Here is a 24453-nt window from a genome sequence, read left to right as displayed (position 1 = left end):
AGGGGATCCGGCGACGGGAACCGTTCCGCATGACGATCGCGGCGTTTCGGGGAGTTGCGGGTGACGGTCCGGCCTATTCGCGTGTTCGACGATCCGGTGCTCCGCGTGGTGGCGGAGCCGGTGCACGACTTCGACCGGGAGCTGCGGCGCCTGGTGAAGTCGCTGACGCTCACCCTGCGGGCGGGCACGGGCCGGGCGGGCCTGTCGGCCCCGCAGATCGGCGAGCCGGTGCGGGTGCTCGTCTACTCCTACGACGGCCGTTCCGGTCATCTGGTCAACCCGCGGCTGGAGCTGTCGGAGCGGCGGATCACCGCCGACGAGGCGTGCCTGTCGGCGCCGGGCCTCTGGCGTCCGCTGGAACGCTCCTACATGGTCACGGCGCGCGGCCGCGACATGTTCGGCAAGCCGGTGACGCTACGGGCGCTGGGCGTGCTGGCGAGGGTGCTGCAACACGAGGCCGATCATCTCGACGGGGTGCTGTTCAGCGACCACCTCGAAGCTGAGGAGCGGGAACGCTTTCTTGCCGAGGCACTGCCGGCGAGCTGAGCTCACGCCGCTGTTCGGGGTCGGTGCCGCCCCACACGCCGTGCGCCTGCCGGGTGTCCAGCGCGTACTGCAGGCAGGGCCGGCGCACAGGGCACCGGCCGCAGATGGTCTTGGCCTTCTCGACCTGCGAGCGGCCGGGGCCTTCGAGCGAGATCGGGAAGAACAGTTCGGGGTCCAGTTCCAGGCAGGCTGCCCTGCGTGACCAGTTGAGCATCATCATGCCCATCGCGCCTACCCATGCCTTCCGGCGTCATACCTGTCAGATCCCGGCTCGGACCTCGGCTCAGATCTCGGCTCAGATCTCGGCCAGCAGCCGGTCCCAGTCCCGCAGGAACCTGGGCAGGCCGTAGCGGGCCAGGGCGGCGGCGCGCGCGGCCTTGCCGGCCTGGGCGGCCCGCTCGAGGTCGGTGACGAAGGCGTGCAGGGCCTCGGCCAGCACGTCCACCCTGGTGGAGAGCACCCCGGCCTCCTGCGGCACCGCCTCGACGGCCTCGGTGGTGGCCAGCGCCACGACGGGCATGCCCAGGGTCATGGCCTCGATGAGGGCCAGGCCCAGCGACGTCCAGCGGTAGGGGTGCAGGTAGGCGCGTCTGCGGGCCAGGGCGGCGTGCATGACGTGCTGCGGCAGGTCCTCGTAGGTGCCGTACGGCAGGCCGTCCACCTTCATGCCGAACACGTCCAGCGGGACGCGCTCGGCGAAGCGCGGCAGCAGGTCGGTGCCGGCGACCCTGGTACGGCGTACCGGCTCGTTGACCACGACGCCGGCCCTGGCCAGCTCGCCGGTGTACAGGTGGCCCGGGTCGGGGACGCCGTGCTCGATCACGCGGGTGGGCGCCCGGCCGTTGTCCCAGAACAGCTCGTTGAAGTGGGTGACGTGCACGATCGTGACGTCGTCCTGGCCGGACAGCGGGTGCCTGGTCCGCGGGACGTCGCCGGCCGGGGTGTTGTGCTCGACGTACACGCCGGGCGCCGAGCGGGCGAGCCACTCGCGGGCCAGGTCGATCTCGTGCGGCCGCTGGTAGACGACCACGTCGATCGGCTCGTCGCGGAGCCGGTCGTAGGCCACCTCGCGGACGTTGTCCGGCCAGTCGTAGGTGGCGGCGCGCCCCCGGCCGTCGGGACCGCGGCCGGGGACGAGCGGCAGCACGTAGTCGTGGCCGCCGCTGACGAAGGCGCTGGTCCACGAGCCGTGGACGTGCCAGATGAGGATCCTCACCAGCGGCTCCAGCCCATGGCCCGGGCCCAGGGCGCGGCCGAGGCCGCCGCCACGGGCATCTCGGGCGCGCTGAGCACCCGGTCGACGACGTCGGTGAGATCGTCGGCGACCTCGGCCGCCTGCTCGATCTCCTCCTCCAGCGTCTGCCTGGTCGGGACGAGGATGCCCCGGGCCCCCGCGGCCCTGGCCGCCTCCATGTCCCGGCCGATGTCGCCGACCACCACGCAGTCGCGCGGGCTGACGTCGAGGACGGCGGCCGCCCTGATCACCAGCCCCGGCGCCGGTTTGCGGCAGGTGCAGCCGTCGGCGTCGTCGTGCACGCAGATGGCCCACGCGTCGAACGGCCCGAGCAGCTCCTCCACCCTGGCGTTCACCTGGTCCATCTCGTCCGGCGAGAGCAGGCCCTTGGCCACGCCGGACTGGTTGGTGACCACCGCGACGGGCACGTCGGCCCGGCGGAGCCTGCCGAGCGCCTCGACCGCTCCCGGCATGGGCTCGACGAGGCGCGGGTCGCCGTTGTACGGCACGTCTTTGATCAAGGTTCCGTCCCGGTCGAAGAGGACGGCCCCGGGACGTCGCTTTTCGAACACCTCTCACCTCCGTCGCGTGGTCCGGCAGCTACCCGGGCCACCACCCGGCAAACAACTACTCAGAGTGACCAACCCCAGGCGATTACGCCCGTTTTCGCATCTCCCGAGGTAGCCCCAGGTTTGAGAGCCGCTTCTCTCGGTAGCGGTTCTCGACATCTGCGGGGGAGGAAACGATGAAGTTTCTCGGCATCAACGCGATCTTCCACGACCCGGCCGCGGCGCTGGTCGTCGACGGGAAGATCGTGGCCGCGGCGGAGGAGGAGCGCTTCAGCCGCCGCAAGCACGGCAAACGGCCGCTGGCGTTCTCCGCGTGGGAGCTGCCCGAGCAGGCCGCCGCCTGGTGCCTGCACGAGGCGGGCCTGTCCCCCGAGGACCTGGACGCCGTGGCCTACTCCTACGACCCGGCGCTGGTGGTCCAGCGGCCGGAGGGCGACTGGGAGGACCTGCGCACGAAGTACGCCGTCCGGGCGCCCGCCTTCCTGGCGACCGCGCTGCCGGGCCTGGACGCCGGGCAGGTCACCTACGTGCCGCACCACGTGGCGCACGCCGCCTCGGCCGGCCTGGCCTCCCCCTGGCGCGACTGCGCGGTGCTGGTGTGCGACGGGCGCGGCGAGAACGTCTCGCACCTGGCGGGCCGCTACCGCGACGGCGAGCTGGAGGTGCTGGCCGCCCAGGAGCTGCCGCACTCGCTCGGCCTGATGTACGAGGACGTCACCCAGCACCTGGGCTTCCTGCGCTCCAGCGACGAGTACAAGGTCATGGCCATGGCCTCCTACGGCCGACCGCGCCACCTGGAGTCGCTGCGCGAGATCATCTACACGACCGGCGACGGCGGTTTCCGCGTCGAGCCGGTCGACTGGAACGTCTACGTCAAGGCCCTGGCCATGGGCGAGCCGTGGACCTCCGACCACGCCGACCTGGCCGCCAGCGTGCAGGCCCGGCTGGAGGAGGTGCTGCTGGAGCTGGCCCGCTGGCTGCACGAGCGCACCGGCGAACGGCGGCTCGCGCTGGCCGGCGGGGTGGCGCTGAACTGCGTGGCCAACACCCGGCTGCTGGACGAGGGGCCGTTCGAGGAGGTGTGGGCCCAGCCGGCCGCCGGCGACTCCGGCACGGCGCTGGGCGGCGCGCTGCACCTGGCGCAGACCTACGGCGAGCCGGCCGGTCCCATGCCGGGCGCGGCGCTCGGGCGCGGGTTCACCGACGAGGAGCTGGGCGCCTGGCTGGACGTGGCGCGGGTGCCGTACACGCGGCCGGCCGACCTGGGCGCGGCGGTGGCCGCCGAACTGGCCGCCGACCGGATCGTGGCCTGGTTCCAGGGCCGGTCCGAGTACGGGCCGCGGGCGCTCGGCCGCCGGTCGCTGCTGGCCCATCCGGGGCACGCGGGCAACACCGAGCGGCTCAACGACGTCAAGGGCCGGGAGCAGTTCCGGCCGATCGCGCCGATGGTCCTGGAGTCCAGGGCGCCGGAGATCTTCGGGCGGGGGCCGGTGCCCTCGCCGTACATGCTGTTCGTGCACGACGTGCGCGAGCCCTGGCGGGACCGCATCCCGGCGGTGGTGCACGTGGACGGCACCGCGCGCATCCAGACGATCTCGCCGGCCGACGACCCGCTGATGGCGCGGGTGCTGACCGAGTTCGAGGCGCGCACGGGGCTGCCGGTGGTGGTCAACACCAGCCTGAACACCGCGGGCCGGCCGATGGTCGACGACCCGCGCGACGCGCTGGAGTGCTTCGGCTCCTCGCCGGTGGACGTGCTGGCGCTGGGGCCGTACCTGGTGCGGCGCGGGGAGGTGTTCGCGTCGTGATCACCGTCGTGATCCCCACCATCGGCCGCGCCACGCTGCGGGAGACGCTGGCGGCGGTGGGCCGGTCGGTGCCGGTGATCGTGGTGGACGACCGGCGGGCGGGCGCCGCCGCGCTGGAGCTGCCCGATCACGTGCGGGTCGTGCGCTCGGGCGGCCGCGGCCCGGCCGCGGCGCGCAACGCCGGGTGGCGGGCCGCCGGGACGCCCTGGGTGGTGTTCCTCGACGACGACGTGATCCCCGCGCCCGGGTGGGCCGAGGCGGTCTGGAAGGACCTGGTGGACCTGCCCGACGACGTGGGCGGCAGCCAGGGCCGGATCGTGGTGCCGCGGCCGGTCGGCCGGCGGCCCACCGACGCCGAGCGGCACACGCTGGGGCTGACGGACGCGCTGTGGGTGACGGCCGACATGGCCTACCGGCGTTCGGTGCTGGAGCAGACCGGCGGGTTCGACGAACGTTTCCCCCGCGCCTACCGCGAGGACGCCGACATCGCCCTGCGGGTGGCGCGGGCGGGCCACCGGCTGGTCGCGGGCGAGCGGGTGACCACGCACCCGGTGCGCCAGGACGGGTTCTGGGCGAGCGTGCGCTTCCAGCGCGGCAACGCCGACGACGCGCTGATGCGGCGCCTGCACGGGCCGGACTGGCGGCAGGCGATCGGCGGCTCGGGCGGCCGCCTGCGCCGCCACGCCGCCACCTCGGCCGCCGCGCTCACGGCCGCCGCCCTCGGCCTGGCCGCCACCGTGGCCCGCCCGTCCGGGAAAGGGCGCGCGGACCGGTGGCCCCAGAGGCGGCCCGGCGGACGGCCCGGCGGGCGGCTCGACCGGCGGCCCGGCAGGCGGGGCGCGGCCGGCGGGTGGCGGGCATTGCCGGTGCTGGCCGCGGTAGCCGGAGCCCTGTGGGCCGCGATGACCGCCGAGTTCGCCTGGCGGCGCATCGCCCCAGGGCCGCGTACCCCGCGCGAGGTGTGGCGCATGGCCGTCACCAGCGTGGTGATCCCGCCGGTCGCCTGTGTGCACCGGCTTCGGGGGGAATGGAGGTGGCGGCGATGAGACGTCGCGATCCGGCGGCTCGGTGCGGCTGCGGCCGTACGAACGCCACGCAGTGCCGCGGCAAGGCCGGACGAGCCGCCCGCGCCCGCAAGCCCGCGGAACCCACCACAGCGCAGACCACCACGGCGCAGACCACCACGACGGAGGCCGGCACGCCGGAGGCGGCGGCGTGCCGGGCGGCCGGAGAGCGCGGCGGCGGCCGGGGACGCGTCCTGGTGGCGCGGCTCGACGACGCCGGAGACGTCCTGCTGGCCGGGCCCGCCACCCGCGCCGTCCGCACGCTCGCCGACGAGCTGGTCTTCCTGGCCGGTCCCAACGGCCGGGCCGCCGCAGAGCTGCTGCCCGGCGTGGACCGGGTGATCGAGTGGCGGGCGCCGTGGATCGACCATTCCCCCACCGCCGTGTCCAACGCCCAGGTCGCCGACCTGATCGCCCGGGTCGAGGGCGTGGACGAGGCGCTGCTGCTGACCTCCTTCCACCAGTCGGCGCTGCCGCTGGCCCTGCTGCTGCGGATGGCCGGCGTGCGGCGCGTCTGCGCGATCAGCAACGACTACCCCGGCTCGCTCCTGGACGTCCGGCACGTCGTGGACGAGACCCTCGACGTGCCCGAGGCCGAGCGCATGCTGGCCGTCGCGCGGGCGGCCGGGTTCGAGCTGCCACCCGGCGACGACGGCAAACTGGCTGTTCGGCGGCCCTTGCCGGATATCGGCCGGGAAAGCGGGCATCTCCTAGGCGTCGGCGGCGCTGCCGATGAACGCTCGTACGTCGTGGTGCATCCAGGGACGTCAGCCCCCGCCAGAACGTGGCCCGCCGACAGGCATCGGCAGGCCGTCAGGGAGCTGGTGGACGACGGGCACCGGGTCGTCGTGACCGGCAAGGAACGTGACCTCACCGCCTACGTGGCCTGCGACGCGGCAGTCGACCTCGGGGGCAGGACCACGTTCGCCGAGCTGGCCGCCGTGATCGAAGGCGCCAGTGTGCTGGTGGCCGGGAACACCGGTCCCGCGCACCTGGCCGCGGCGGTCGGCACACCGGTCGTGAGCCTGTTCGCCCCTGTCGTCCCCGCCGCTCGATGGGCCCCGTACGGCGTTCCCACGGTGCTGCTCGGCGACCAGCAGGCGCCCTGCTCGGGAAGCAGGGCGCGCACCTGTCCGGTGGCCGGGCACCCGTGCCTGTCCCTGGTGACAAGTGAGCAGGTGGTCAAGGCAGTGAGGGAGCTGACGCAGTGAAGGTCGATCTCATCTCCGAACACGCCGATCCGCTGGCGGCCATCGGTGGCGTGGACGCGGGCGGGCAGAACGTCTACGTCGCGCACCTGGCCGTCGCACTGGCCGAGCGCGGGCACACGGTCGTCGTCCACACCAGGCGCTCGGCGCGGTCGCAGCCCGACGCGGTGACCATGACGCCCGGCGTCACGGTCGAGTACGTCACGGCTGGCCCGGCCGCGGTCGTACCGAAGGACGAGCTGCCGCCGTACATGCCGGAGTTCACCGAACGCCTGGCCGAGCGCTGGGCGGCCGACCCGCCGGACGTGGCCCACGCGCACTTCTGGATGAGCGGCCAGGCGGCCCTGCGGGCCGCCGCCGGGGGCGTGCCGGTGGTGCAGACCTTCCACGCGCTCGGCACCGTGAAGCGGCGCTGGCAGGGCGAGGCCGACACCAGCCCGGCGCACCGGATCGACACCGAGCGCGAGATCGGCAAGCGGGCCGACGCGGTGCTGGCCACCTGCAGCGACGAGGTCAGCGAGCTGTGCGCGATGGGCGTGTCCGAGCGGCGCGTCACGGTGGTGCCCTGCGGGGTGGACCTGACGGCGTTCCGCCCGCAGGGGCCGGTCGCGCCGCGCGCGGGCGCCAAGGTGGTGCTCAGCATCGGCCGGATGGTGCCGCGCAAGGGCGTGGACACCCTGATCGCCGCGCTGCGCCAGCTCCCGGACGCCGACCTGGTGATCGCCGGCGGCGGCCCGGACGACGAGGAGGAGACCGCCCGGCTGCGCGACCTGGCCCTCGCCTACGGGCTCCAGGACCGGGTGCACCTGATCGGCAGCGTCCCGCGCACGCACGTGCCGGCGCTGATGCGCTCGGCCGACGTCGTGGTCACCGTGCCCTGGTACGAGCCGTTCGGGATGGTCCCGATCGAGGCGATGGCCTGCGGCGTGCCCGTCGTGGCCTCGGCGGTCGGCGGCCACCTGGACACGGTCGCGGGCTGCGGCGTGCTGGTCCCGCCGCGCCGCCCGCGGGCGCTGGCCAGGGCGCTGCGCGACGTGCTCGCCGACCCGGGCAGGCGCGCGGCGCTGGGCGCGGCGGGGGCGCGGCGGGCCCGCGAGCGGTACGGCTGGTCCCGCATCGCCGAGCAGACCGAGGCGGTGTACACGCAGGTCATCGACGGCAAGCTCTGCCGCCTGGCCGCTCTGGGGGGTTGATCATGGACAGACATCTGGAAAAGCTCTGGACCACGCTGGAGAAGGTCGACGACCACGCGGTCACCATCCGCGCCTGGGGCGGGAAGCTGGCCGGCGTGCTGTCGGCCGGCGGCCGGCTGCTGGCCTGCGGCAACGGCGGGTCGGCGGCCGAGGCCCAGCACCTGACGGCCGAGCTGGTGGGCCGGTTCAGGGCCGACCGGCCGCCGTACGCGGCGATCCCGCTGCACGGCGACAGCTCCTCGATGACCGCGATCGCCAACGACTTCGGCCACGAGGAGGTCTACGCCCGCCAGGTGCGGGCGCACGGCCGTCCCGGTGACGTGCTGATGTGCCTGTCCACCAGCGGCGGCAGCCCGAACGTGCTGGCCGCGGCCCGGGCGGCGCAGGAGGTCGGCGTCGTCGCCTGGGCGCTGACCGGGCCCGCGCCGAACCCGCTGGCCGACCTGTGCGACGAGGCGGTGGCCGTGCCCGCGCAGGAGACGGCCACCGTCCAGGAGGTGCACCTCGCCATGATCCACCTGCTCTGCGACGCCGTCGAGGAGGCCGTCTGATGGGCCCCCTCGTCGTCATCGGCGACACACTGCTCGACGTGGACGTCGAGGGCGACAGCGAGCGGCTGTGCCCGGACGCGCCGGTCCCGGTGGTCGACATCGCGGCCGAGCACGCCCGCCCCGGCGGGGCCGGGCTGGCCGCGCTGCTGGCCGCGCGGGACGGCGCGGAGGTGGTGCTGATCACCGCGATCGGCGACGACCCCGACGGCCACCGCCTGTGCGCACTGCTGTCGGAGGAGGTCGAGCTGGTACGCCTGCCGCTGAACGGCGGGACCGTGCGCAAGACCAGGGTCAGGTCGAGGGGCCAGACCATGCTCAGGCTCGACAGCGGCGACGGCGTCACCCGGTCCGCCCCGCCCGGCGAGATCCCCGAGGAGATCACGGCCGTGCTGGCCCGCGCCGGCGCCGTGCTGGTCTCCGACTACGGCAGGGGCGTGGCCGGCCTGGCCCGGGAGCTGCTGCGCGAGGCCCGCGTACCGGTCGTGTGGGACCCGCACCCCCGGGGCGGGCCGCCCATGCCGGGCTGCACGCTGGTGACGCCGAGCGAGGCGGAGGCCAGGATGTTGTGCCCGGACGGCTACCGCGGCCCCGACCACGCGGCCCGCCGCCTGGTGCGGGAGCTGCGCGCGGGAGCCGTGGCGGTCACCACCGGCGGCAACGGCGCCACGCTGGCCGTCCAGGGCGGCCCGCTGACGCGGGTGCCGCCGCCGGTGACGGCGGCCGGGCAGGACGCGTGCGGCGCGGGCGACCGGTTCGCCGGCGCCGCGGCGCTCGCGCTGCGGGACGGCGCGGACGTCGAGGAGGCGGTCACCATCGGCGTCGGCGAGGCCTCGCGCTTCGTCGAGCGCGGCGGGGCCGCCACCGTCAGGACCCAGGAACAGCGGCTCGGCGACCGTCCGCGCACCGCGCTGGAGGTGGCCAGGCTCACCCGCGCGCAGGGCGGCCGGCTGATCGCCACCGGCGGCTGTTTCGACCTGTTGCACGCGGGGCACGTGAGCCTCCTGCGGCGGGCCAGGGCGCTGGGCGACGCTCTCGTCGTCTGCGTCAACTCCGACGACTCGGTGCGCAGGCTGAAGGGCCCGTCCAGGCCCGTGGTCGACGCGCGGGACCGGGTCGAGGTGCTGCGGGCGCTGAGCTGCGTCGACGCGGTCCTGGTGTTCGAGGAGGACACCCCGGCCGAGTCCATCGAGCTGCTGCGGCCCGACGTGTGGGTGAAGGGCGGGGACTACGAGGGGGAAGTCCTGCCCGAGTCAGAGGTCCTGGAGCGGCTCGGCGCCGAGTTCGTCGCGCTCAGCACGCTGCCGGGACGTTCGACCAGCAATCTGATCAGGGAGATCCAGTGAATATTTTGATCACCGGGGGCGCCTCCGGTCTCGGCCTGGCCACCGCCGAAGCGGTCGAGAAGGAGGGCTGGCGGGCGCTCGTCGTCGACGTGCGCGAGCCGGACCAGCGCTTCGACCACGTCACGGCCGACCTGGCCGACCGCGGGCAGGCCGAGCGGGCCGTGCGCGAGCTCGCCGAGCGGGCCGGCGGCCTGGACGGCGTGGTGACCGCGGCCGGCATCGACGCCTGCGGACGCCTGGAGGACGTGCCCGCCGACGACTGGGAGCGGGTGATCCAGGTCAACCTGCTCGGCACGGCCGCCGTCGTCCGGGCGGCGCTGCCGTATCTGAAGCGGAGCCGCGGCAAGGTGGTGACCTGCGCCTCGACGCTCGGGCTGCGCCCGCTGAGCGACGCCTCGGCGTACTCGGCCTCCAAGTTCGGCGTCGTCGGCTTCACCAGGGGCCTGGCGGTCGAGCTGCGCGGCGAGGTGGGGGTGACCCTGCTGATCCCGGGCGGCATGCGGACGAGCTTCTTCGACGGGCGTCCCGAGCAGTACAAGCCGGGCCCGGAGGCGGGGCTGAACGACCCGGCCGACGTCGCCCAGACCGTCGTGTTCGCGCTCCGGCAGCCGGCCGGGTGCGAGGTCAGAGAGCTGGTCGTCTGCCCCTCGACGGAGACGTCATGGCCCTAGAACTGCTGGCGTTGCGCGGGCTCGGCCTGGGCGACCTGCTCACGGCCGTCCCCGCGCTGCGGGCGCTGCGGCAGTCGTTCCCCGGGCACCGGATCACGCTGGCCGCGCCGAAGTCCCTGGAGGCCCTGCTGCCGCTGATCGGCGCGGTGGACGCCCAGGTGGACGTGTCCGGGCCGGGCCCGGTGCCGTTCCAGCGGCCCGACATCGCGGTCAACCTGCACGGCAAGGGGCCGCAGAGCGTCCAGGCGCTGCGCGCCACCGACCCGGGCCGGCTGATCAGCTTCGGCGTCGGCCCGCCGTGGCAGGACGGCGTGCACGAGGTGCGGCGGTGGTGCGGCCTGCTGGAGTGGCACGGAATCCCCGCCGACCCGGAGGACCTGACGCTCGGCATCTCCGACCGGACGGGCCCGGTGATCGTGCATCCGGGGGCCGCCTACCCGGCGCGGCGCTGGCCGCCCGAGCGGTTCGCCGAGGTCGCGGCGGCGCTGGACGACGTGGTCGTCACCGGCAACGCCGACGAGGTGCCGATCGCCAGGAAGGTCGCCGAGCTGGCCGGGCTGCCGCCGGAGCGCATGCTGGCCGGCCGCACCCGGCTGGCCGACCTGATCGACCTGGTCAGCCGGGCCCGGTTGGTGGTCTGCGGCGACACCGGGGTCGCGCACCTGGCGACGGCGTTCTGCGTGCCGTCGGTGGTGCTGTTCGGCCCGGTGCCGCCGTCGGAGTGGGGGCCGCCGCCCGGATGGCGGCACGTGGCCCTGTGGGCCGGTCGCAAGGGCGACCCGCACGGCCTGCGCCCCGATCCCGGCCTGCTCAGGATCGAGGTGTCGGAAGTGGTCGACGCAGCTCTGGAGGTCACGTCATGAGGGCTCTGGTCACCGGCGGAGCCGGCTTCCTCGGTTCCTACCTGTGCGAACGCCTGCTGGACGAAGGCGCCGAGGTCATCTGCATGGACAGTTTCCTGACCGGCGGCCCGCGCAACGTCGAGCACCTGCTGGACAATCCGGCCTTCCGGCTCATCGAGAGCGACCTGACCGGGTACGTGCACGTCCCGGGCCGGGTGGACCTGGTGCTGCACTTCGCCTCGGCCGCCTCGCCGGCCGACTACCTGCGCTACCCGATCGAGACGTTGCGGGTGGGCAGCGTGGGCACCCTGCACGCGCTCGGGCTGGCCAGGGAGAAGGGCGCCCGGTTCGTCCTGGCGTCCACCAGCGAGGTGTACGGCGACCCGCTGGAGCACCCGCAGAAGGAGACGTACTGGGGGAACGTCAACCCGGTCGGCCCGCGCAGCGTCTACGACGAGGCCAAGCGCTTCGCCGAGTCGCTGACCACCGCCTACCGCCACTCGCGCGGCACCGACACCGGGATCGTGCGCATCTTCAACACCTACGGCCCGCGGATGCGCCCGTTCGACGGCCGGGCGATCCCGACGTTCATCCGGCAGTCGCTGAAGGGCGAGCCGCTGACCATCACCGGCGACGGCACCCAGACCAGGTCGATCTGCTACGTGGACGACACCGTCTCGGGCATCCTGGCCATGGCCCGCAGCGACTTCACCGGCCCGGTCAACATCGGCAACCCGGACGAGCTGACCATGCTGGAGCTGGCCACCCTCATCCGCGACCTGACCGGTTCGGCCTCGGAGATCGAGTTCATCGACCGGCCCGCCGACGATCCGAAGGTGCGCCGGCCCGACACCACCCTGGCCGCCGAGCGGCTGGGCTGGCGGGCGGAGGTGCCCGCCAAGGAGGGGCTGCGGCGCACGATCGAGTGGTTCACCGCGGAGCTCGCCGCGAACGACAGGTTCGAGGAGCTGCGTGTGTGACGGAGAACGCCGAGGGATCGGCGACTCCACGGGAGGTCGTGGGCCGGGCGTGAAAGCCCGGCCCACGACCATGTCACCCGCAGGCTGTCGGTCGGTTTGTCAGAGGGCGATGCCGAGCAGGGCGTCGGTCAGGTCCTTGACCAGGCCGGGCTGCTGCGGGCCGCCCTCGGCCAGCGCCCGCTCGGCCCAGGCGTCGATCGCGGCCAGCGCGCCCGGCGAGTCGAGGTCGTCGGCCATCCGCTCGCGGACCGCGGCCAGCAGCTCCTCCGCGCGCGGCGCGCCCGGCAGGGCGACGGCCGAGCGCCACAGCGCGAGCCGGCGCTCGGCGGCGGCGAGCTGGCCGGGCGTGTACTCCCAGTCCTCCCGGTAGTGGTGGGCCAGCAGGACGAGCCGCACGGCCATCGGGTCGTGCCGCTGCCGCAGCCGGCTGACGAACACCAGGTTGCCCTTGGACTTCGACATCTTCTCGCCGTCGAGCGCCACCATGCCCGCGTGCGTGTAGAACTTGGCGAACGGCCACTCCCCCGTCGCCGCGTGCCCCTCGGAGGCGCCGCACTCGTGGTGCGGGAAGATCAGGTCGGAGCCGCCGCCCGCCACGTCGTAGCCGGGGCCCAGGTTGCGCAGCGCGATCGCGGTGCACTCGATGTGCCAGCCGGGACGCCCCCGGCCCAGGCTCGTCTCCCAGGCCGGCTCGCCGGGCCGCTCGGCCCGCCACAGCAGCCAGTCGAGCGGGTGCCGCTTGCCCGGCCGGTCGGGGTCGCCGCCGCGCTCGGCGGACAGGGCCAGCATCTCGGCCTCGTCGTAGCCGGACACCTGGCCGAACTTGGGGGCGTCGGCCACCTTGAAGTAGACGTCGCCGTCGAGGTCGTAGGTGCAGCCCTTGGCGGCGAGCTCGGTGATCAGGTCCGCGACGTGGCCCACGACCTCGGTGACGCCGACGTACTCGCGCGGCGGCAGGATGCGCAGGGCCTCCATGTCGGTGCGGAACAGCTCGATCTCGCGCTCGGCCAGTTCCTGCCAGTCGATGCCGGTCTGGGCGGCCCGCTCCAGCAGCGGGTCGTCCACGTCGGTGGCGTTCTGGGTGTAGTGGACCTCGTGCCCGGCGTCTCGCCACATCCGGCCCACCAGGTCGAAGGCGTGGTAGGTGTTGGCGTGACCGAGGTGGGTGGCGTCGTAGGGGGTGATGCCGCAGACGTACATCCGGGCGGTGGGGCCGGGATCGGTCTGCCGCACCTGCCTCGTCGTCGTGTCGTAGAGACGCAGCGGAATGCTCTCACCTGGGAGCTTGGGGATGTTCTGGGCAGACCACGATCTCATGCCTTTGAGCCTATCCGTGCCGTAAGGTCCGTGAACTCGTAGCCGGTGTCGTCCTGGCCCAGGGTGACCCGCATCACCGACAGCGAGGCGTAGACGCGGCCGTCGGGCAGGATGTTGCGCACCAGGAGGGCGTCCGGCCGGTCGGAGTGCGCGCCGGTGATCAGCTCCGCCCAGTCGGGCGCGCTCGCGAAGCGCGGCAGGTGGGCCCGTACGCGGCCGGCGTCCGGGTCGAGGCCGGTGTTGACGACCATGCTGGTGCCGTCGGGCAGGGCGGAGGCGGTGAGGCGGTCGCCGTCCCAGCTGAACAGCCGCACGCCGGACAGGTCGGCGAGCACGAGGTGGAAGGGGTCGTAGCGGGTCAGGTCGACGTCCGGGACGTCGCCCGTGGACACCGCGATCAGGGCCAGGTCGCCGCGGGAGACCCTGGTGGTCTCGGGGGCCATCGTGCCGTGGCCGTTGAGGAGAGCGGCGGCGCGGCAGGCGGACGGGGAGACGGCCATCCAGGTGCCGCCGCCCTTGAGGTCACGGCCGCCGATCACCCCGGGATGCTCGGGCCAGTGCTCCCCGGGCGCCTCCCAGGGGCGGTCGGTGAGCTCGTCCCGCACGCCCATGAGGGTCAGCGGCTCCCCGGTTCTCACGATCAGCGTGCACATGCGGCAAAGGGTATAAAACCCCCGCCAGTCCTCAGATGGGGGGCCAGGGAACGGCCGGCCACCCTTCCGACGGGTACGGATGCACCCCGGTGTCCAGCAGCCGCCTGACCCGCCGCCAGGTGGCCTCCACCTCGGCCAGCGTGAGCAGCTCGCGCAGCCGCCGCCCCAGCGAGCCCGACTCCAGGTCGCGCTCCAGCTTGGCCAGCACCGCCACCGCCTCGCGCGCCAGCGGCTTGCCCCGCCACTGCCACAGCACGGTGCGCAGTTTGTCCTCGACCGAGAAGCAGACGCCGTGGTCGACGCCGTAGACGTGCCCGGTCGGCAGCGGCAGCAGGTGACCGCCCTTGCGGTCGGCGTTGTTGACCACCGCGTCGAACACCGCCATCCGGCGCACCACCGGGTTACGGCTCTTGACCAGCCGCATCAGGTCGATCTCGCGCTCGGTGTCGATCCACAGCTGGCACATGCCGGGCCCGAACGGGCCCTCGCGGTAGACGGTCGGCGGCACGATGCGCCAGCCGGTCGCCTGGGAGACCTCGTAGGCGGCCACCTCGCGGGCGGCGAGGGTGCCGTCGGGGAAGTCCCACAGGGGGCGCTCGCCGCGGACGGGCTTGTAGACGCAGGCGGCGCTGCGGCCGCCCAGCTTGATCGAGCAGTAGAGGGTCATGTTGGTGGCCTCGACCAGGCGGCCGGCCACCTCCAGGCGCCCGTCGCGCAGCAGCGTGAGCGCCTCCTCCTCCTGCATGATCGGCCCTTGTGGCGGCTTGACGGCCGGTTCGCTCTCAGGAGCGGTCATGAAGCCGCCTCACCCCCGCGGTAGCCGTTGAGTCGGACGCAGACATGGCCTTCGGCGTCGAGCGGCTGCCCGCACAGGGGGCAGGGAGGCCGACCCGCCGCCACGATCTGGAGCGCCCTGCGGGTGAAGGCACGCGCTGCCCCGGCGCTGATCCGCACCCGCAGCACCGCGGGGTCGGGGCCGTCGAGGTCCTCCTCGTCGATGACCTCCTGCGCCTCGATCACCACCTGGGACTTGTCGTCGTCCCAGGCGAGCGCCATGGTGCCGACCCGGAAGTCCTCCGCGACCGGCACGTCGAGGGGGGCGTCGTCGGCCAGGTCGGCCGGAGCCAGCGCGGGCACGTGCGCGGTGCCCCCGCTGAGCCGCAGAACCTCGTCGAGCAGCTCGTCGAGCCTGCCCGCGAGCGCAGCCACCTGCAGCTTCTCCAGCGCCACGGTGGTCAGTCTGCCCTCGGCCCTGGCCTGCAGAAAAAAGACCCGCGCGCCCGGCTGCCCCAGGGCGCCGGCGACGAACCTCTCCGGTGGGTCGTAGTCGAAGACCGGCATAGCCTGACCTTACGTGGTCCCGGGTCCACCGCCGACGGCGGCATCGCTCCCGGTGATGTTTTCTCCCCCGTCTTTCTCCTCCGAATCCTCGGGCAACCGCAATTCCCCCATATCGTTAATCCTGAGAACAAAGGGACGCAAGGGGGCATAGCGAATCACGGTGAGGGCCGCCGGATCGGCTGTTATCCGCTGAAAATGATCGAGGTGCAGCCCCAGAGCGTCCGCCACGATCGCCTTGATGACGTCTCCGTGGGTGCACGCCAGGTAGACACCCTTCAACCCGAGGCGTCGATTCCACTCCCGGACCGCGGCGACCGCCCGATGTTGCATATCGGCCAGCGACTCCCCTTCCGGAAATGTCACCGCACTGGGATGCGCCTGCACGGTCTGCCAGAGCGGCTCCCGCGCGAGCTCCTTGAGCGGGCGGCCCGTCCAGGCGCCGTAGCCGCACTCGATCAGCCGCTCGTCGAGGACCACGTCCGCCCCGCGGCCCTTGGCGACGGCCTCGGCGGTCTCGCGGCAGCGTTCGAGCGGGCTGGAGACGACGGCGTCGAGCCGGATCCCGGCGATGCGGCCGGCCAGCGCCTCGGCCTGCGCCCGCCCGGCCTCGCTCAGGTGCACCCCCGGGGTGCGCCCGGCCAGCACCGGCCCGGTGAGGTCGGTCAGCCCGTGGCGGGCCAGCAGAAGGGTGGTCACACCAGCAAGTGTCGCAGGCGCGGATCACCATGTTTCACGCACCTGCGAGAAAACTTCGCATCCACCCGCCGCCACGCTCCTCACCAGGCAGGACATTGGAGCGGCGGACTGGCGGGCGAGCCCGTTCTTGGTAACCTGGCGGGATCATGGAGCAGCGCTATGTCGGCCGCAGCGGCCTGTCGGTGTCCCGGCTGGGGCTCGGCACGATGACCTGGGGCCGTGACACCGACCCGGAGGAGGCCGCCGCCCAGCTCCGTTCGTTCGTCGACGCGGGCGGCACCCTCGTCGACACCGCCGACGTCTACACCGGGGGCGACTCCGAGCGGCTGCTCGGCCGCATGCTGCGCGACTCCGTGCCGCGCTCGGAGCTGGTGATCTCCACCAAGGCCGTGGTCACCCCGACCGGCCGCCGGCCGCGCGACGCCTCCAGGCGCCACCTGATCGCCGCCGTCGACGAGTCGCTCAACCGGCTCGGCCTCGACTACGTCGACCTGTGGCAGCTCCACACCTACGACGCCGAGGTGCCGCTGGAGGAGACCCTGGCCGCCCTCGACGCGATCGTCTCCTCCGGCCGGGCCGTCTACGCCGGCGTGTGCGACTACGCGGGCTGGCAGCTCGCCGCCGCCGCGGTCACCCAGAAGTCGGTCCCCGGCCGCATCCCGATCACCTCGGCCCAGGTCGAGTACTCGCTGCTGGCCCGCGAGCCCGAGCGCGAGCTGCTGCCCGCCGCCGCCCACCTCGACGTCGGCGTGCTGGCCTGGTCGCCGCTGGGCCGGGGCGTGCTGACCGGCAAGTACCGCACCGGCATCCCGGCCGACTCCCGCGCCGCGACGCCGCACTTCGCCGACTTCGTCCGCCCCTATCTCGACGAGCGCAGCCGCAGCGTGGTCGAGTCGGTCACCACCGCCGCCGACGGGCTCGGCGTCTCGCCGCTAGCGGTGGCCCTGTCGTGGGTGCGCGACCAGCCCGGGGTGGCCTCGGCGATCGTCGGCGCCCGCACCCACACGCAGCTCAAAGGGATTCTGTCGGCCGAGGACGTCGTGCTCCCGATCGAGATCCGGGAGGCGCTCGATGACGTGTCCTCGCTCGACTGACGACGAACGAGAGTCCAACTCGCGTATCACTAGTCGATACCGAATCGCAACTTTACCGGGAAAAAGCCTGCGTCTGACGGGCCTTGTCCATAAGGATTTCCTCCTGAAGCGACACAGGAGGGGACGGATGGGGAGCAGGACCGCGATCTCGGCCGGGGTGCTCGCGGTGGCGCTGGCGGCGATCCCGGCGGGGGCGCCGGCCGCTTCCGCCGCCGCCGTCCAGGGCTGCCCGGGCGAGGGTGGGCTGCTCTCGGGCGTCACCGACACGCTGTGCGACGTCGTCGGCGCGCTCACGGGCACGGTCGACGACGTGACCGGCGGCAAGGCCGACCCGGTGACCAAGGGCGTCGACAAGGCCACCGGCGAGGTGCTCGGCACCGTCGGCGACGCCGTGCCGACCGGCAGGCCCGCCAAACCGACCCACTCGGACCGCCCCTCCCCCAGCCCCAGCCACAGCGACCTGGTGCCCGAGACGCTGAAGGACGTGTGCCTGCCGGTGCTGGCCTGCGACGACCAGGGCGTGCTCCCGTCGCTGACGGCCTACCCCACCCCGACGGCCTCGCCCGGAACCGAGACCGGAACCGAGACCGGGCCTGAGACGGAGACCGGGCGCCGCCGGAGCGACCGGCCGCGCGAGCGCGGGACCGACGAGGCCACCGCGCCGCTGCCGACGCAGCCGCCCACGCCGCCGCAGCACCAGCCGTACACGCTGGACGACGAGCGGCCGGTCACCGCCGAGGAGCCGACCGCCGATCCCGACGACTCGCGGGTGGAGCTGCTGTGGCCCAACCCGTTCGGGCGCGAGCTGGCCGTGCCGCTGCGCGACCAGCGGGTGGTGCGGCCCAGCCCGCCGGCTCAGGACGTGCTGGGCACCGTGCTGACGATCGTGCTGCTGGGGTCGGCGGTGCTGGCCACCCGGATCGTGCAGCAGCGGCGGCACCGGGCCGAGCCGAGCGAGTCGATCCCGTTCGAGCCGGCCCCGGCGGGCAGCAGCGGCAGGCACCGCCTGGCGTGAGGCGCGCTCAGCCGCCGATCGCGTGCGCGCCGCCGTCGACGTGCACGATCTCGCCGGTGGTGGCGGGGAACCAGTCGGACATGAGCGCCACGCACGCCTTGGCGGCCGGGACGGTGTCGGTGAGGTCCCAGCCCAGCGGCGAGCGCTCGGGCCAGCTCTCCTCGAACTCCTTGAAGCCCGGGATCGACTTGGCGGCCATCGTGCGCAGCGGCCCGGCCGAGACCAGGTTGACCCGGATGTTGTGCTTGCCCAGGTCGCGGGCGAGGTAGCGGCTGCACGACTCGAGGCCGGCCTTGGCCACGCCCATCCAGTCGTAGACCGGCCAGGCCTTGGAGGCGTCGAAGTCGAGGCCGACGACCGCGCCGCCCTCCTTCATCAGCGGCAGGCAGGCCACGGCCAGCGACTTGAACGAGTACGTGGAGACCTGCAGGGCGGTGGCGACGTCCTCCCACGGCGTGTTGAGGAAGTTGCCGCCGAGGGCGCTCTGCGGCGCGAAGCCGATGGAGTGCACGACGCCGTCGAGCCCGTCGACGTGCTCGCCCACGCGGGCGGCCAGCGTGTCGAGCTGGTCGGTGTCCTGGACGTCGAGCTCCAGCACCGGCGGGGTCTGGGGCAGCCGCTTGGCGATGCGCTCGACCAGGCTCAGCCGGCCGAACCCGGTGAGCACAACCGTGGCGCCCTCCTCCTGGGCCAGCTTGGCCACCGAGAAGGCGATGGAGGCGTCGGTGAGCACGCCGGTCACGAGGATCCGCTTGCCTTCGAGAATTCCCACGTCAGTGCCCCATTCCGAGTCCGCCGTCGACCGGGATCACGGCCCCGGTGATGTACGAGGCGTCGTCGCCGGCCAGGAAGCGGACGACGCGCGCGATCTCCGCGGGGGCGGCCTGCCGCCCGAGCGGGATGTTCTTGACGATGGCCTCCTGATCGAGGCCGGACGTCATGTCGGTGGCCACGAAGCCGGGCGCCACCACGTTGACGGTGATGTTGCGCGAGCCGTACTCGCGGGCCAGGGAGCGGGCGAAGCCGACCAGGCCGGCCTTGGAGGCGGCGTAGTTGGCCTGGCCCGCCTGGCCGGACAGGCCGACCACGGAGGAGATGAGGATGATGCGGCCGCGCTTGATCTTCATCATGGGCCTGATGGCGCGCTTGGCCACGCGGTAGGCCCCGGTCAGGTTGGCGTCGATGACGTCGGTGAAGGTCTCCTCCTTCATCATCGCCAGCAGGGTGTCCTTGGTGATGCCCGCGTTGGAGACGAGGACCTCGACCGGCCCCTGCTCGGCCTCGACCTTGTCGAAGGCGGCCTCGACCTCGGCCGTGCTGGTGACGTCGCAGCGGACGCCGAACAGACCCTCCGGCGGCTCCCCCGATCGGTAGGTGACCGCGACGGCGTCGCCGGCCGCGGCGAGTTCACGGGCGATCGCGAGGCCGATGCCGCGATTGCCTCCGGTGACGAGTACAGAGCGTGCCATGGCATCTGACGCTATCTCTTACTTGCGGGTATCCGCTTGTCCGGGTGGCACAAGATCACAGGGCTAGGATCGTGGACATGCGCCAGATCGATCCCGATTTCCTGGAACTGCCGCTGCGGCAGCTCGCGGACGCGGCCCTGCAACGCGCCCGCGACCTCGGCGCCGAGCACGCCGACTTCCGGCTCGAACGCGTCAGGGCCGAGACGCTGCGCCTGTACGACGCCCGCCTCGAAGGCGCGCTCGACGCCGACGACCTCGGCTACGCGGTCCGTGTCGTCAAGGGTGGCACATGGGGGTTCGCGGCCGGCATCCACCTGACCCCGCAGGCCGCCGCGGCGGTGGCCGAGCAGGCGGTGCGGGTGGCCGAGGTGAGCGCGCCGGTCAACCGGGAGCCCATCGAGCTGGCGCCCGAGCCGGTGCACGCCGACGCGGTGTGGGTCTCCGACTACGACGTCGACCCGTTCGAGGTGCCCTCCGCCGACAAGGTGGGGCTGCTGGCCGACTGGTCGGCCGGGCTGCTCAAGGGCGCCGACCACGTCTCGGCGCGGCTGCTGCAGGTCAAGGAGCAGAAGTTCTACGCCGACACCGCGGGCACGGTGACCACGCAGCAGCGCGTGCGGGTGCATCCGTCGCTCAACGCGATGAAGGCGCACGAGGGCGGCTTCGACGACATGTCCACGATCGCGCCGCCGGTCGGCCGCGGCTACGAGTACCTGACCGGCACGGGCTGGGACTGGCCGGCCGAGCTGGGCCGGCTGCCCGAGCTGCTGGCCGAGAAGCTGGCCGCGCCCTCGGTCGAGGCGGGCGACTACGACCTGGTGATCGACCCGTCCAACCTGTGGCTGACGATCCACGAGTCGATCGGCCACGCCACCGAGCTCGACCGCGCGCTGGGCTACGAGGCCGCCTACGCCGGCACCAGCTTCGCCACCTTCGACCAGCTCGGCGAGCTGGTCTACGGCTCGCCGCTGATGAACGTCACCGGCGACCGCACGGTCACCCACGGCCTGGCCACGGTCGGCTACGACGACGAGGGCGTGCGGGGGCAGAGCTTCGACATCGTCAAGGACGGCGTGCTGGTGGGCTACCAGCTCGACCGCCGGATGGCGCTGATGAAGGGGTTCGGGCGCTCCAACGGGTGCGCGTTCGCCGACTCCCCCGGCCACATGCCGATCCAGCGCATGGCCAACGTGTCGCTGGCCGCCGCGCCCGGCGGGCCCTCCACCGAGGAGCTGATCGCGGGCGTGGAGCGCGGCCTGTACATCGTGGGCGACAAGAGCTGGTCGATCGACATGCAGCGCTACAACTTCCAGTTCACCGGGCAGCGGGCGTACCGGATCTCGCACGGGAAGCTGGCCGGGCAGGTCAGAGACTTCGCCTACCAGGCCACCACGACCGATTTCTGGCAGTCGATGGACGGCGTCGGCGGGCCGGGCACGTACGTGCTGGGCGGCGCCTTCAACTGCGGCAAGGGCCAGCCGGGGCAGGTCGCGCCGGTCAGCCACGGATGCCCGTCGGCGCTGTTCAGGGGCGTGCGCGTGCTCAACACGGTGCAGGAGGGCGGCAAGTGACTACTCCGCAGGAGATGGTGGAGAGGGCTCTGGAGCTCTCCGCGAACGACGGCTGCGTGGTGCTGGTGGACGAGGGCTCCACGGCCAACCTGCGCTTCGCGGGCAACACGCTGACCACCAACGGCGTGGCCCGCTCGTCCCGGCTGACCGTGATCTCGGTGGCCGGGCAGGGCGTGGGCGTGGTCTCGCGCTCGGCCGTGCGGGCCGACCAGCTCCCCGACGTGGTCGCGGCGGCCGACCGGGCGGCCCGCGAGGCCCGGCCCGCCGAGGACGCCCGCCCGCTGGTCGAGGGCGGCCCGGCCGCGCCCGGCTGGGACGACGAGGTGCACCCGACCGACATCGGGGTGTTCGAGCGGTTCGCGCCCGCGCTCGGCGAGGCGTTCTCGGCCGCCGAGTCCGGCGACAGGAAGCTCTACGGCTTCGCCGAGCACTCCCTCACCTCGACCTTCCTCGGCACCTCCACCGGCGTGCGGCTGCGGCACGACCAGCCGACCGGCCGCCTGGAGCTCAACGCCAAGTCCGGCGATCTGAAGCGGTCGGCCTGGACCGGCGTGTTCACCGAGGACTTCGCCGACGTCGACGTGGCCGCGCTCGGCGCCTCGCTGGCCCAGCGCCTGGAGTGGGCCAAGACCCGGGTCGACCTGCCCGCGGGCCGCTACGAGACGCTGCTGCCGCCGAGCGCGGTGGCCGACCTGATGATCTACCTGTACTGGTCCTCGGGCGCCAGGGACGCGCTCGACGGCCGCTCGGTGTTCTCCGGGCCGGGCGGCGGCACGCGGGTGGGCGAGCAGCTCGCCACGCTGCCGATCACGCTGTCCAGCGATCCCCGGGCCGCGGGCATCTCGTGCGCGCCGTTCGTCACCGCGCACGCCTCCAGCCGCGACGGCTCGGTGTTCGACAACGGCCTGCCGCTGGGCCCCACCGACTGGATCAGGGACGGCCGGCTGGAGTCGCTGCTCCAGACGCGCTACTCGGCCGAGCTGAGCGGGCTGCCGGTGACGCCCGGCATCGACAACCTGGTCATGTCCGGCCCGGCGGAGGGCGCCCGGTCGCTGGAGGAGATGATCGCCTCCACGCGGCGCGGGCTGCTCGTCACCTGCCTGTGGTACATCCGCGCGGTCGATCCCCAGACGCTGCTGGTCACGGGCCTCACCCGCGACGGCGTCTACCTGGTGGAGCACGGCGAGGTCGTCGGCGAGGTGAACAACTTCCGGTTCAACGAGAGCCCCGTCGACCTGCTCGGGCGCGTCACGGAGGTGGGGGCGGCCGAGCGCACGCTGCCCCGCGAGTGGAACGACTACTTCCAGCGCACGGTGATGCCGCCGCTGCGGGTGCCGGACTTCAACATGTCGACGGTCAGCCAGGCGAGCTGACCCCGCCGTACGTCAGGGCCGTACGTCACGGCACGACGACGCCCGCCGTCCCGCGATCGAGCGGGGCGGCGGGCGTCGTCGTGCCGGCCGCCGTCCGGGCCCCCAGCGGGCCGCAGGGCGGGCCGGGGCCGGGACGGGGGTCGGTGTGCCGGGGCGCCGGCCCCGGGCCGTCCGGGGACGGTCAGGAGTCCTCCAGGCGGAAGCCCACCTTCATGCCCACCTGGTAGTGCGCGATCTCGCCTCCGTCGAGGTGGCCGCGGATCTCGGTGACCTCGAACCAGTCCAGGTGGCGCAGGGTCTGCGAGGCCCGCTGGAGGCCGTTGCGGATGGCCTGGTCAAGGCTCTCCCCCGACGTGCCGACTATCTCAGTGACCCGATACGTTCGATCCGTCATCTCCCCATCCTCCTTACTCGAAGGCCATGATCGCATGACCCTCCTCAGCGCCCGGCCGCGCCGTCGCGCCCTGCCCGTACGAGGTCTACCGTGGAAGGTATGAAGGGGTGGCGCAAGAAGCCGGACGTCCATCAGGTCACCGACGCCAGACCCTCGCTCACGGCGGACATCCGCAAGCGTGAGGTCGCCTACCTGATCAAGATGGGCATCCGGACGATCTGCCTGATCCTGGCGGTCGTGGTGCCGGTGCCGTGGCCCTACCGGCTGCTGTTCATCGCCGGGGCAGTGTTTTTGCCATACATTGCCGTAATCGGGGCCAATGAGCGCAGCGAGGGCGCGCCGCCGCCCCACTTTCAGTCCCCCGAGGCTAACCAAACCGAGATACCGCTGCATCGACGCGAGATCGGGTCGTGACTAAGTCTTGACGCATCCCATGGGTTGTAGGTGTACGCTTTAGGCAAGCGCTCCGGTCCCCCGTCGGAGTGCTGGTGCCGGCGTTCCGGGCCCCCGTCGGAACGCCGATGAAGCGACGCCGGGTGGTTTGCCCCCGTAACCACCCGGCGTCGCCCTTTTCCTGGCCAGCCCTTTGCATTGGACGATCAGTCCCCGTGCCGGCCGGAGTCCGATAGGACCGCTTTCCCGAAATCGTTTACACCGGCCTCCTCCTCGCAATTCACAGGAAATCTGGAGGAAGCGGTCGGCTTGACTTCAAGAGTTCGTTCGAGTGTCAGCCGTCAGTCAGGGTCTCGGTGGTCGCCTGCTCCCAGTTCTTCGCCAATGTGACCAGTCTGGCCACGGCGTCCTCAGGGGCGCTGCCCGCGCCCTGGGCCAGCCCGAGCAGGTAGGCGGTGAGCGGCGCGGCGGGCCTGGCCACCCCGTGGGCGACCTCCTTGGTCAGGTCGAGGACCAGGTCGCGGTCCACCCGGGCGGGGTCGACGCCCAGCTCCTTGCACACCAGCGCCGTCCACTCGGCGAGTACGTTCATGCGAGCCTCCTTCAGGTCGTCCATCGTGTCGCAGTCGAACCACGGCCGGCCCGGCGAGGCCAGCCGCGTTCCGGTCAGGGGGCCGAGCAGGCCCTTGAGGGAACGCCCGAGGTAGGCGGCGAGCGCCGCCCGCAGCCGCGGCACCGGCCAGGCGCCGACGAGCCACTGCTCGCGGCCGTCGTCGTCGACCATGACCGCTCCCGCGCCGGGACGGGCCGCCGCCAGCAGCTCCCGCACGTGCGCGGCCGTCAGGAACGGCAGGTCGCCGGCGAGCAGCACCAGCCACGGCGCCTCGACCTCGCGCAACCCGGCGGCCAGCGCGGGGACGGGCCCGCCGCCCGGCGGGTCCTCCCGCGTGAACACGACCCCGGGCAGCTCCCGGCGCGGCCCGACGACGACCGTGCGGCGCGCGCCGGACGCCGCCGCGACCACCCGCTCGACCAGCGGACGGCCGCCGACGGCCAGGCCGGGCTTGTCGGCGCCGCCCAGGCGGCGGGCCGCTCCCCCGGCCAGGACGACCGCGTCGAAGAGCATCG

At 73.3% G+C, this 24453-nt stretch carries 27 protein-coding genes; 15 read left to right on the top strand and 12 right to left on the bottom strand.

Annotation, left to right across the window (positions count from 1 at the left end; genetic code table 11):
• Positions 1-81 precede the first annotated feature (81 nt).
• Positions 82-546 carry a peptide deformylase gene (locus tag ACFYUV_RS43955; protein WP_352364015.1) on the top strand — a complete coding sequence of 155 codons (465 nt, stop codon included), beginning with the start codon at positions 82-84 and terminating at the stop codon, positions 544-546.
• On the opposite strand, the gene ACFYUV_RS43950 is transcribed toward ACFYUV_RS43955, so the two are convergent.
• The 3 genes from ACFYUV_RS43950 to ACFYUV_RS43940 form a co-directional block, all read right to left on the bottom strand.
• A complete protein-coding gene (locus ACFYUV_RS43950) occupies positions 482-766 on the bottom strand; it encodes a WhiB family transcriptional regulator (RefSeq protein WP_357977583.1) in 285 nt (94 codons plus the stop codon). The two genes, ACFYUV_RS43955 and ACFYUV_RS43950, sit on opposite strands and share 65 nt — an antisense overlap.
• A 75-nt stretch (positions 767-841) precedes the next feature.
• Positions 842-1762 (bottom strand): glycosyltransferase, encoded by a 921-nt coding sequence (locus ACFYUV_RS43945; RefSeq protein WP_387680201.1) that lies wholly within the window; start codon positions 1760-1762, stop codon positions 842-844.
• Positions 1759-2352, bottom strand: coding sequence for an HAD-IIIA family hydrolase (locus ACFYUV_RS43940; protein ID WP_364338284.1), 594 nt, complete (start codon positions 2350-2352; stop codon positions 1759-1761). Before ACFYUV_RS43940 ends, ACFYUV_RS43945 begins: the two co-directional genes overlap by 4 nt.
• A 173-nt stretch (positions 2353-2525) precedes the next feature.
• On the opposite strand from ACFYUV_RS43940, the gene ACFYUV_RS43935 reads away from it, so the two are divergent.
• From ACFYUV_RS43935 to ACFYUV_RS43895, 9 genes are read left to right on the top strand one after another with little or no spacing between them, the layout of a single operon-like run.
• Positions 2526-4157 (top strand): carbamoyltransferase C-terminal domain-containing protein, encoded by a 1632-nt coding sequence (locus tag ACFYUV_RS43935; RefSeq protein ID WP_352364009.1) that lies wholly within the window; start codon positions 2526-2528, stop codon positions 4155-4157.
• The gene (locus ACFYUV_RS43930; RefSeq protein ID WP_387680198.1) at positions 4154-5203 is read left to right on the top strand and encodes a glycosyltransferase family 2 protein; all 1050 of its coding nucleotides are present in this window, start codon (positions 4154-4156) and stop codon (positions 5201-5203) included. The genes ACFYUV_RS43935 and ACFYUV_RS43930 overlap by 4 nt, the downstream gene beginning before the upstream one ends.
• Positions 5200-6432, top strand: a complete 1233-nt coding sequence (locus tag ACFYUV_RS43925) for a glycosyltransferase family 9 protein (protein WP_387680195.1) — start codon at positions 5200-5202, stop codon at positions 6430-6432. Before ACFYUV_RS43930 ends, ACFYUV_RS43925 begins: the two co-directional genes overlap by 4 nt.
• Positions 6429-7622 (top strand): glycosyltransferase, encoded by a 1194-nt coding sequence (locus ACFYUV_RS43920; protein WP_387680192.1) that lies wholly within the window; start codon positions 6429-6431, stop codon positions 7620-7622. The genes ACFYUV_RS43925 and ACFYUV_RS43920 overlap by 4 nt, the downstream gene beginning before the upstream one ends.
• Positions 7623-7624: 2 nt before the next feature.
• Positions 7625-8173 (top strand): SIS domain-containing protein, encoded by a 549-nt coding sequence (locus ACFYUV_RS43915; RefSeq protein ID WP_387680190.1) that lies wholly within the window; start codon positions 7625-7627, stop codon positions 8171-8173.
• Positions 8173-9516 (top strand): PfkB family carbohydrate kinase, encoded by a 1344-nt coding sequence (locus tag ACFYUV_RS43910; RefSeq protein ID WP_387680187.1) that lies wholly within the window; start codon positions 8173-8175, stop codon positions 9514-9516. The genes ACFYUV_RS43915 and ACFYUV_RS43910 overlap by 1 nt, the downstream gene beginning before the upstream one ends.
• A complete protein-coding gene (locus ACFYUV_RS43905) occupies positions 9513-10187 on the top strand; it encodes an SDR family oxidoreductase (RefSeq protein ID WP_352363997.1) in 675 nt (224 codons plus the stop codon). Before ACFYUV_RS43910 ends, ACFYUV_RS43905 begins: the two co-directional genes overlap by 4 nt.
• Positions 10178-11050, top strand: a complete 873-nt coding sequence (locus ACFYUV_RS43900) for a glycosyltransferase family 9 protein (RefSeq protein WP_387680184.1) — start codon at positions 10178-10180, stop codon at positions 11048-11050. Before ACFYUV_RS43905 ends, ACFYUV_RS43900 begins: the two co-directional genes overlap by 10 nt.
• Positions 11047-12009 (top strand): UDP-glucuronic acid decarboxylase family protein, encoded by a 963-nt coding sequence (locus ACFYUV_RS43895; RefSeq protein WP_358298968.1) that lies wholly within the window; start codon positions 11047-11049, stop codon positions 12007-12009. Before ACFYUV_RS43900 ends, ACFYUV_RS43895 begins: the two co-directional genes overlap by 4 nt.
• 99 nt (positions 12010-12108) lie before the next feature.
• Here ACFYUV_RS43895 and mshC read toward each other — a convergent pair whose 3' ends face one another.
• From mshC to ACFYUV_RS43870, 5 genes are read right to left on the bottom strand one after another with little or no spacing between them, the layout of a single operon-like run.
• Complete coding sequence (gene mshC, locus ACFYUV_RS43890; protein ID WP_387680181.1) at positions 12109-13326, bottom strand: cysteine--1-D-myo-inosityl 2-amino-2-deoxy-alpha-D-glucopyranoside ligase; 1218 nt, start codon at positions 13324-13326, stop codon at positions 12109-12111.
• Positions 13323-13979 (bottom strand): NRDE family protein, encoded by a 657-nt coding sequence (locus ACFYUV_RS43885; RefSeq protein ID WP_387680178.1) that lies wholly within the window; start codon positions 13977-13979, stop codon positions 13323-13325. Before ACFYUV_RS43885 ends, mshC begins: the two co-directional genes overlap by 4 nt.
• A 31-nt stretch (positions 13980-14010) precedes the next feature.
• The gene (locus ACFYUV_RS43880; protein ID WP_352327876.1) at positions 14011-14775 is read right to left on the bottom strand and encodes an SCO1664 family protein; all 765 of its coding nucleotides are present in this window, start codon (positions 14773-14775) and stop codon (positions 14011-14013) included.
• Positions 14772-15320: a DUF3090 domain-containing protein gene (locus tag ACFYUV_RS43875; RefSeq protein ID WP_352363409.1), complete on the bottom strand. Its 549-nt coding sequence runs from the start codon at positions 15318-15320 to the stop codon at positions 14772-14774. Before ACFYUV_RS43875 ends, ACFYUV_RS43880 begins: the two co-directional genes overlap by 4 nt.
• A 9-nt stretch (positions 15321-15329) precedes the next feature.
• Positions 15330-16016: a histidine phosphatase family protein gene (locus ACFYUV_RS43870; protein WP_387680175.1), complete on the bottom strand. Its 687-nt coding sequence runs from the start codon at positions 16014-16016 to the stop codon at positions 15330-15332.
• 146 nt (positions 16017-16162) lie between these two features.
• Between ACFYUV_RS43870 and ACFYUV_RS43865 the strand changes: the two genes are divergently transcribed.
• Both ACFYUV_RS43865 and ACFYUV_RS43860 read left to right on the top strand, forming a co-directional pair.
• Positions 16163-17110 carry an aldo/keto reductase gene (locus tag ACFYUV_RS43865; protein ID WP_387680173.1) on the top strand — a complete coding sequence of 316 codons (948 nt, stop codon included), beginning with the start codon at positions 16163-16165 and terminating at the stop codon, positions 17108-17110.
• Positions 17111-17237: 127 nt separating this feature from the next.
• Positions 17238-18125: a hypothetical protein gene (locus ACFYUV_RS43860; RefSeq protein ID WP_387680170.1), complete on the top strand. Its 888-nt coding sequence runs from the start codon at positions 17238-17240 to the stop codon at positions 18123-18125.
• 7 nt (positions 18126-18132) lie between these two features.
• On the opposite strand, the gene fabI is transcribed toward ACFYUV_RS43860, so the two are convergent.
• Positions 18133-18897: an enoyl-ACP reductase FabI gene (gene fabI, locus ACFYUV_RS43855; RefSeq protein ID WP_352327881.1), complete on the bottom strand. Its 765-nt coding sequence runs from the start codon at positions 18895-18897 to the stop codon at positions 18133-18135.
• 1 nt (position 18898) lies between these two features.
• Complete coding sequence (locus ACFYUV_RS43850; RefSeq protein ID WP_358008091.1) at positions 18899-19594, bottom strand: beta-ketoacyl-ACP reductase; 696 nt, start codon at positions 19592-19594, stop codon at positions 18899-18901.
• Between the two features lie 77 nt (positions 19595-19671).
• Here ACFYUV_RS43850 and ACFYUV_RS43845 point away from each other — a divergent pair, with 77 nt between their 5' ends.
• Both ACFYUV_RS43845 and ACFYUV_RS43840 read left to right on the top strand, forming a co-directional pair.
• Positions 19672-21165: a TldD/PmbA family protein gene (locus ACFYUV_RS43845; protein ID WP_352327883.1), complete on the top strand. Its 1494-nt coding sequence runs from the start codon at positions 19672-19674 to the stop codon at positions 21163-21165.
• Positions 21166-21179: 14 nt separating this feature from the next.
• Positions 21180-22538, top strand: a complete 1359-nt coding sequence (locus ACFYUV_RS43840) for a metallopeptidase TldD-related protein (protein ID WP_387680364.1) — start codon at positions 21180-21182, stop codon at positions 22536-22538.
• Positions 22539-22719: 181 nt separating this feature from the next.
• On the opposite strand, the gene ACFYUV_RS43835 is transcribed toward ACFYUV_RS43840, so the two are convergent.
• Positions 22720-22932, bottom strand: coding sequence for a dodecin (locus tag ACFYUV_RS43835; RefSeq protein WP_125642491.1), 213 nt, complete (start codon positions 22930-22932; stop codon positions 22720-22722).
• Positions 22933-23031: 99 nt separating this feature from the next.
• Between ACFYUV_RS43835 and ACFYUV_RS43830 the strand changes: the two genes are divergently transcribed.
• The gene (locus ACFYUV_RS43830; protein ID WP_357977208.1) at positions 23032-23346 is read left to right on the top strand and encodes a DUF3099 domain-containing protein; all 315 of its coding nucleotides are present in this window, start codon (positions 23032-23034) and stop codon (positions 23344-23346) included.
• 313 nt (positions 23347-23659) lie between these two features.
• Here ACFYUV_RS43830 and ACFYUV_RS43825 read toward each other — a convergent pair whose 3' ends face one another.
• Positions 23660-24451, bottom strand: coding sequence for an NTP transferase domain-containing protein (locus ACFYUV_RS43825; RefSeq protein ID WP_387680166.1), 792 nt, complete (start codon positions 24449-24451; stop codon positions 23660-23662).
• Positions 24452-24453 lie beyond the last annotated feature (2 nt).

Source organism: Nonomuraea sp. NPDC003560 (genome assembly GCF_042878785.1).
GTDB lineage: Bacteria > Actinomycetota > Actinomycetes > Streptosporangiales > Streptosporangiaceae > Nonomuraea.
The sequence above is the reverse complement of the archived record's forward strand: the minus strand, read 5'-3'. Positions and strand labels throughout refer to the sequence as shown.

Bases quoted from the DNA above. Each gene is read 5' to 3' on its own strand.
- ACFYUV_RS43860 (WP_387680170.1), top strand. From the start codon at position 17,238: ATGGGGAGCAGGACCGCGATCTCGGCCGGGGTGCTCGCGGTGGCGCTG.
- ACFYUV_RS43910 (WP_387680187.1), top strand. From the start codon at position 8,173: ATGGGCCCCCTCGTCGTCATCGGCGACACACTGCTCGACGTGGACGTC.
- ACFYUV_RS43915 (WP_387680190.1), top strand. From the start codon at position 7,625: ATGGACAGACATCTGGAAAAGCTCTGGACCACGCTGGAGAAGGTCGAC.
- ACFYUV_RS43865 (WP_387680173.1), top strand. From the start codon at position 16,163: ATGGAGCAGCGCTATGTCGGCCGCAGCGGCCTGTCGGTGTCCCGGCTG.
- ACFYUV_RS43875 (WP_352363409.1), bottom strand. From the start codon at position 15,320: ATGCCGGTCTTCGACTACGACCCACCGGAGAGGTTCGTCGCCGGCGCC.
- ACFYUV_RS43835 (WP_125642491.1), bottom strand. From the start codon at position 22,932: ATGACGGATCGAACGTATCGGGTCACTGAGATAGTCGGCACGTCGGGG.
- ACFYUV_RS43830 (WP_357977208.1), top strand. From the start codon at position 23,032: ATGAAGGGGTGGCGCAAGAAGCCGGACGTCCATCAGGTCACCGACGCC.
- ACFYUV_RS43935 (WP_352364009.1), top strand. From the start codon at position 2,526: ATGAAGTTTCTCGGCATCAACGCGATCTTCCACGACCCGGCCGCGGCG.
- ACFYUV_RS43925 (WP_387680195.1), top strand. From the start codon at position 5,200: ATGAGACGTCGCGATCCGGCGGCTCGGTGCGGCTGCGGCCGTACGAAC.
- ACFYUV_RS43840 (WP_387680364.1), top strand. From the start codon at position 21,180: ATGGTGGAGAGGGCTCTGGAGCTCTCCGCGAACGACGGCTGCGTGGTG.
- ACFYUV_RS43845 (WP_352327883.1), top strand. From the start codon at position 19,672: ATGCGCCAGATCGATCCCGATTTCCTGGAACTGCCGCTGCGGCAGCTC.
- ACFYUV_RS43895 (WP_358298968.1), top strand. From the start codon at position 11,047: ATGAGGGCTCTGGTCACCGGCGGAGCCGGCTTCCTCGGTTCCTACCTG.
- ACFYUV_RS43850 (WP_358008091.1), bottom strand. From the start codon at position 19,594: ATGGCACGCTCTGTACTCGTCACCGGAGGCAATCGCGGCATCGGCCTC.
- ACFYUV_RS43825 (WP_387680166.1), bottom strand. From the start codon at position 24,451: ATGCTCTTCGACGCGGTCGTCCTGGCCGGGGGAGCGGCCCGCCGCCTG.
- ACFYUV_RS43885 (WP_387680178.1), bottom strand. From the start codon at position 13,979: ATGTGCACGCTGATCGTGAGAACCGGGGAGCCGCTGACCCTCATGGGC.
- mshC (WP_387680181.1), bottom strand. From the start codon at position 13,326: ATGAGATCGTGGTCTGCCCAGAACATCCCCAAGCTCCCAGGTGAGAGC.
- ACFYUV_RS43900 (WP_387680184.1), top strand. From the start codon at position 10,178: ATGGCCCTAGAACTGCTGGCGTTGCGCGGGCTCGGCCTGGGCGACCTG.
- ACFYUV_RS43880 (WP_352327876.1), bottom strand. From the start codon at position 14,775: ATGACCGCTCCTGAGAGCGAACCGGCCGTCAAGCCGCCACAAGGGCCG.
- ACFYUV_RS43950 (WP_357977583.1), bottom strand. From the start codon at position 766: ATGATGATGCTCAACTGGTCACGCAGGGCAGCCTGCCTGGAACTGGAC.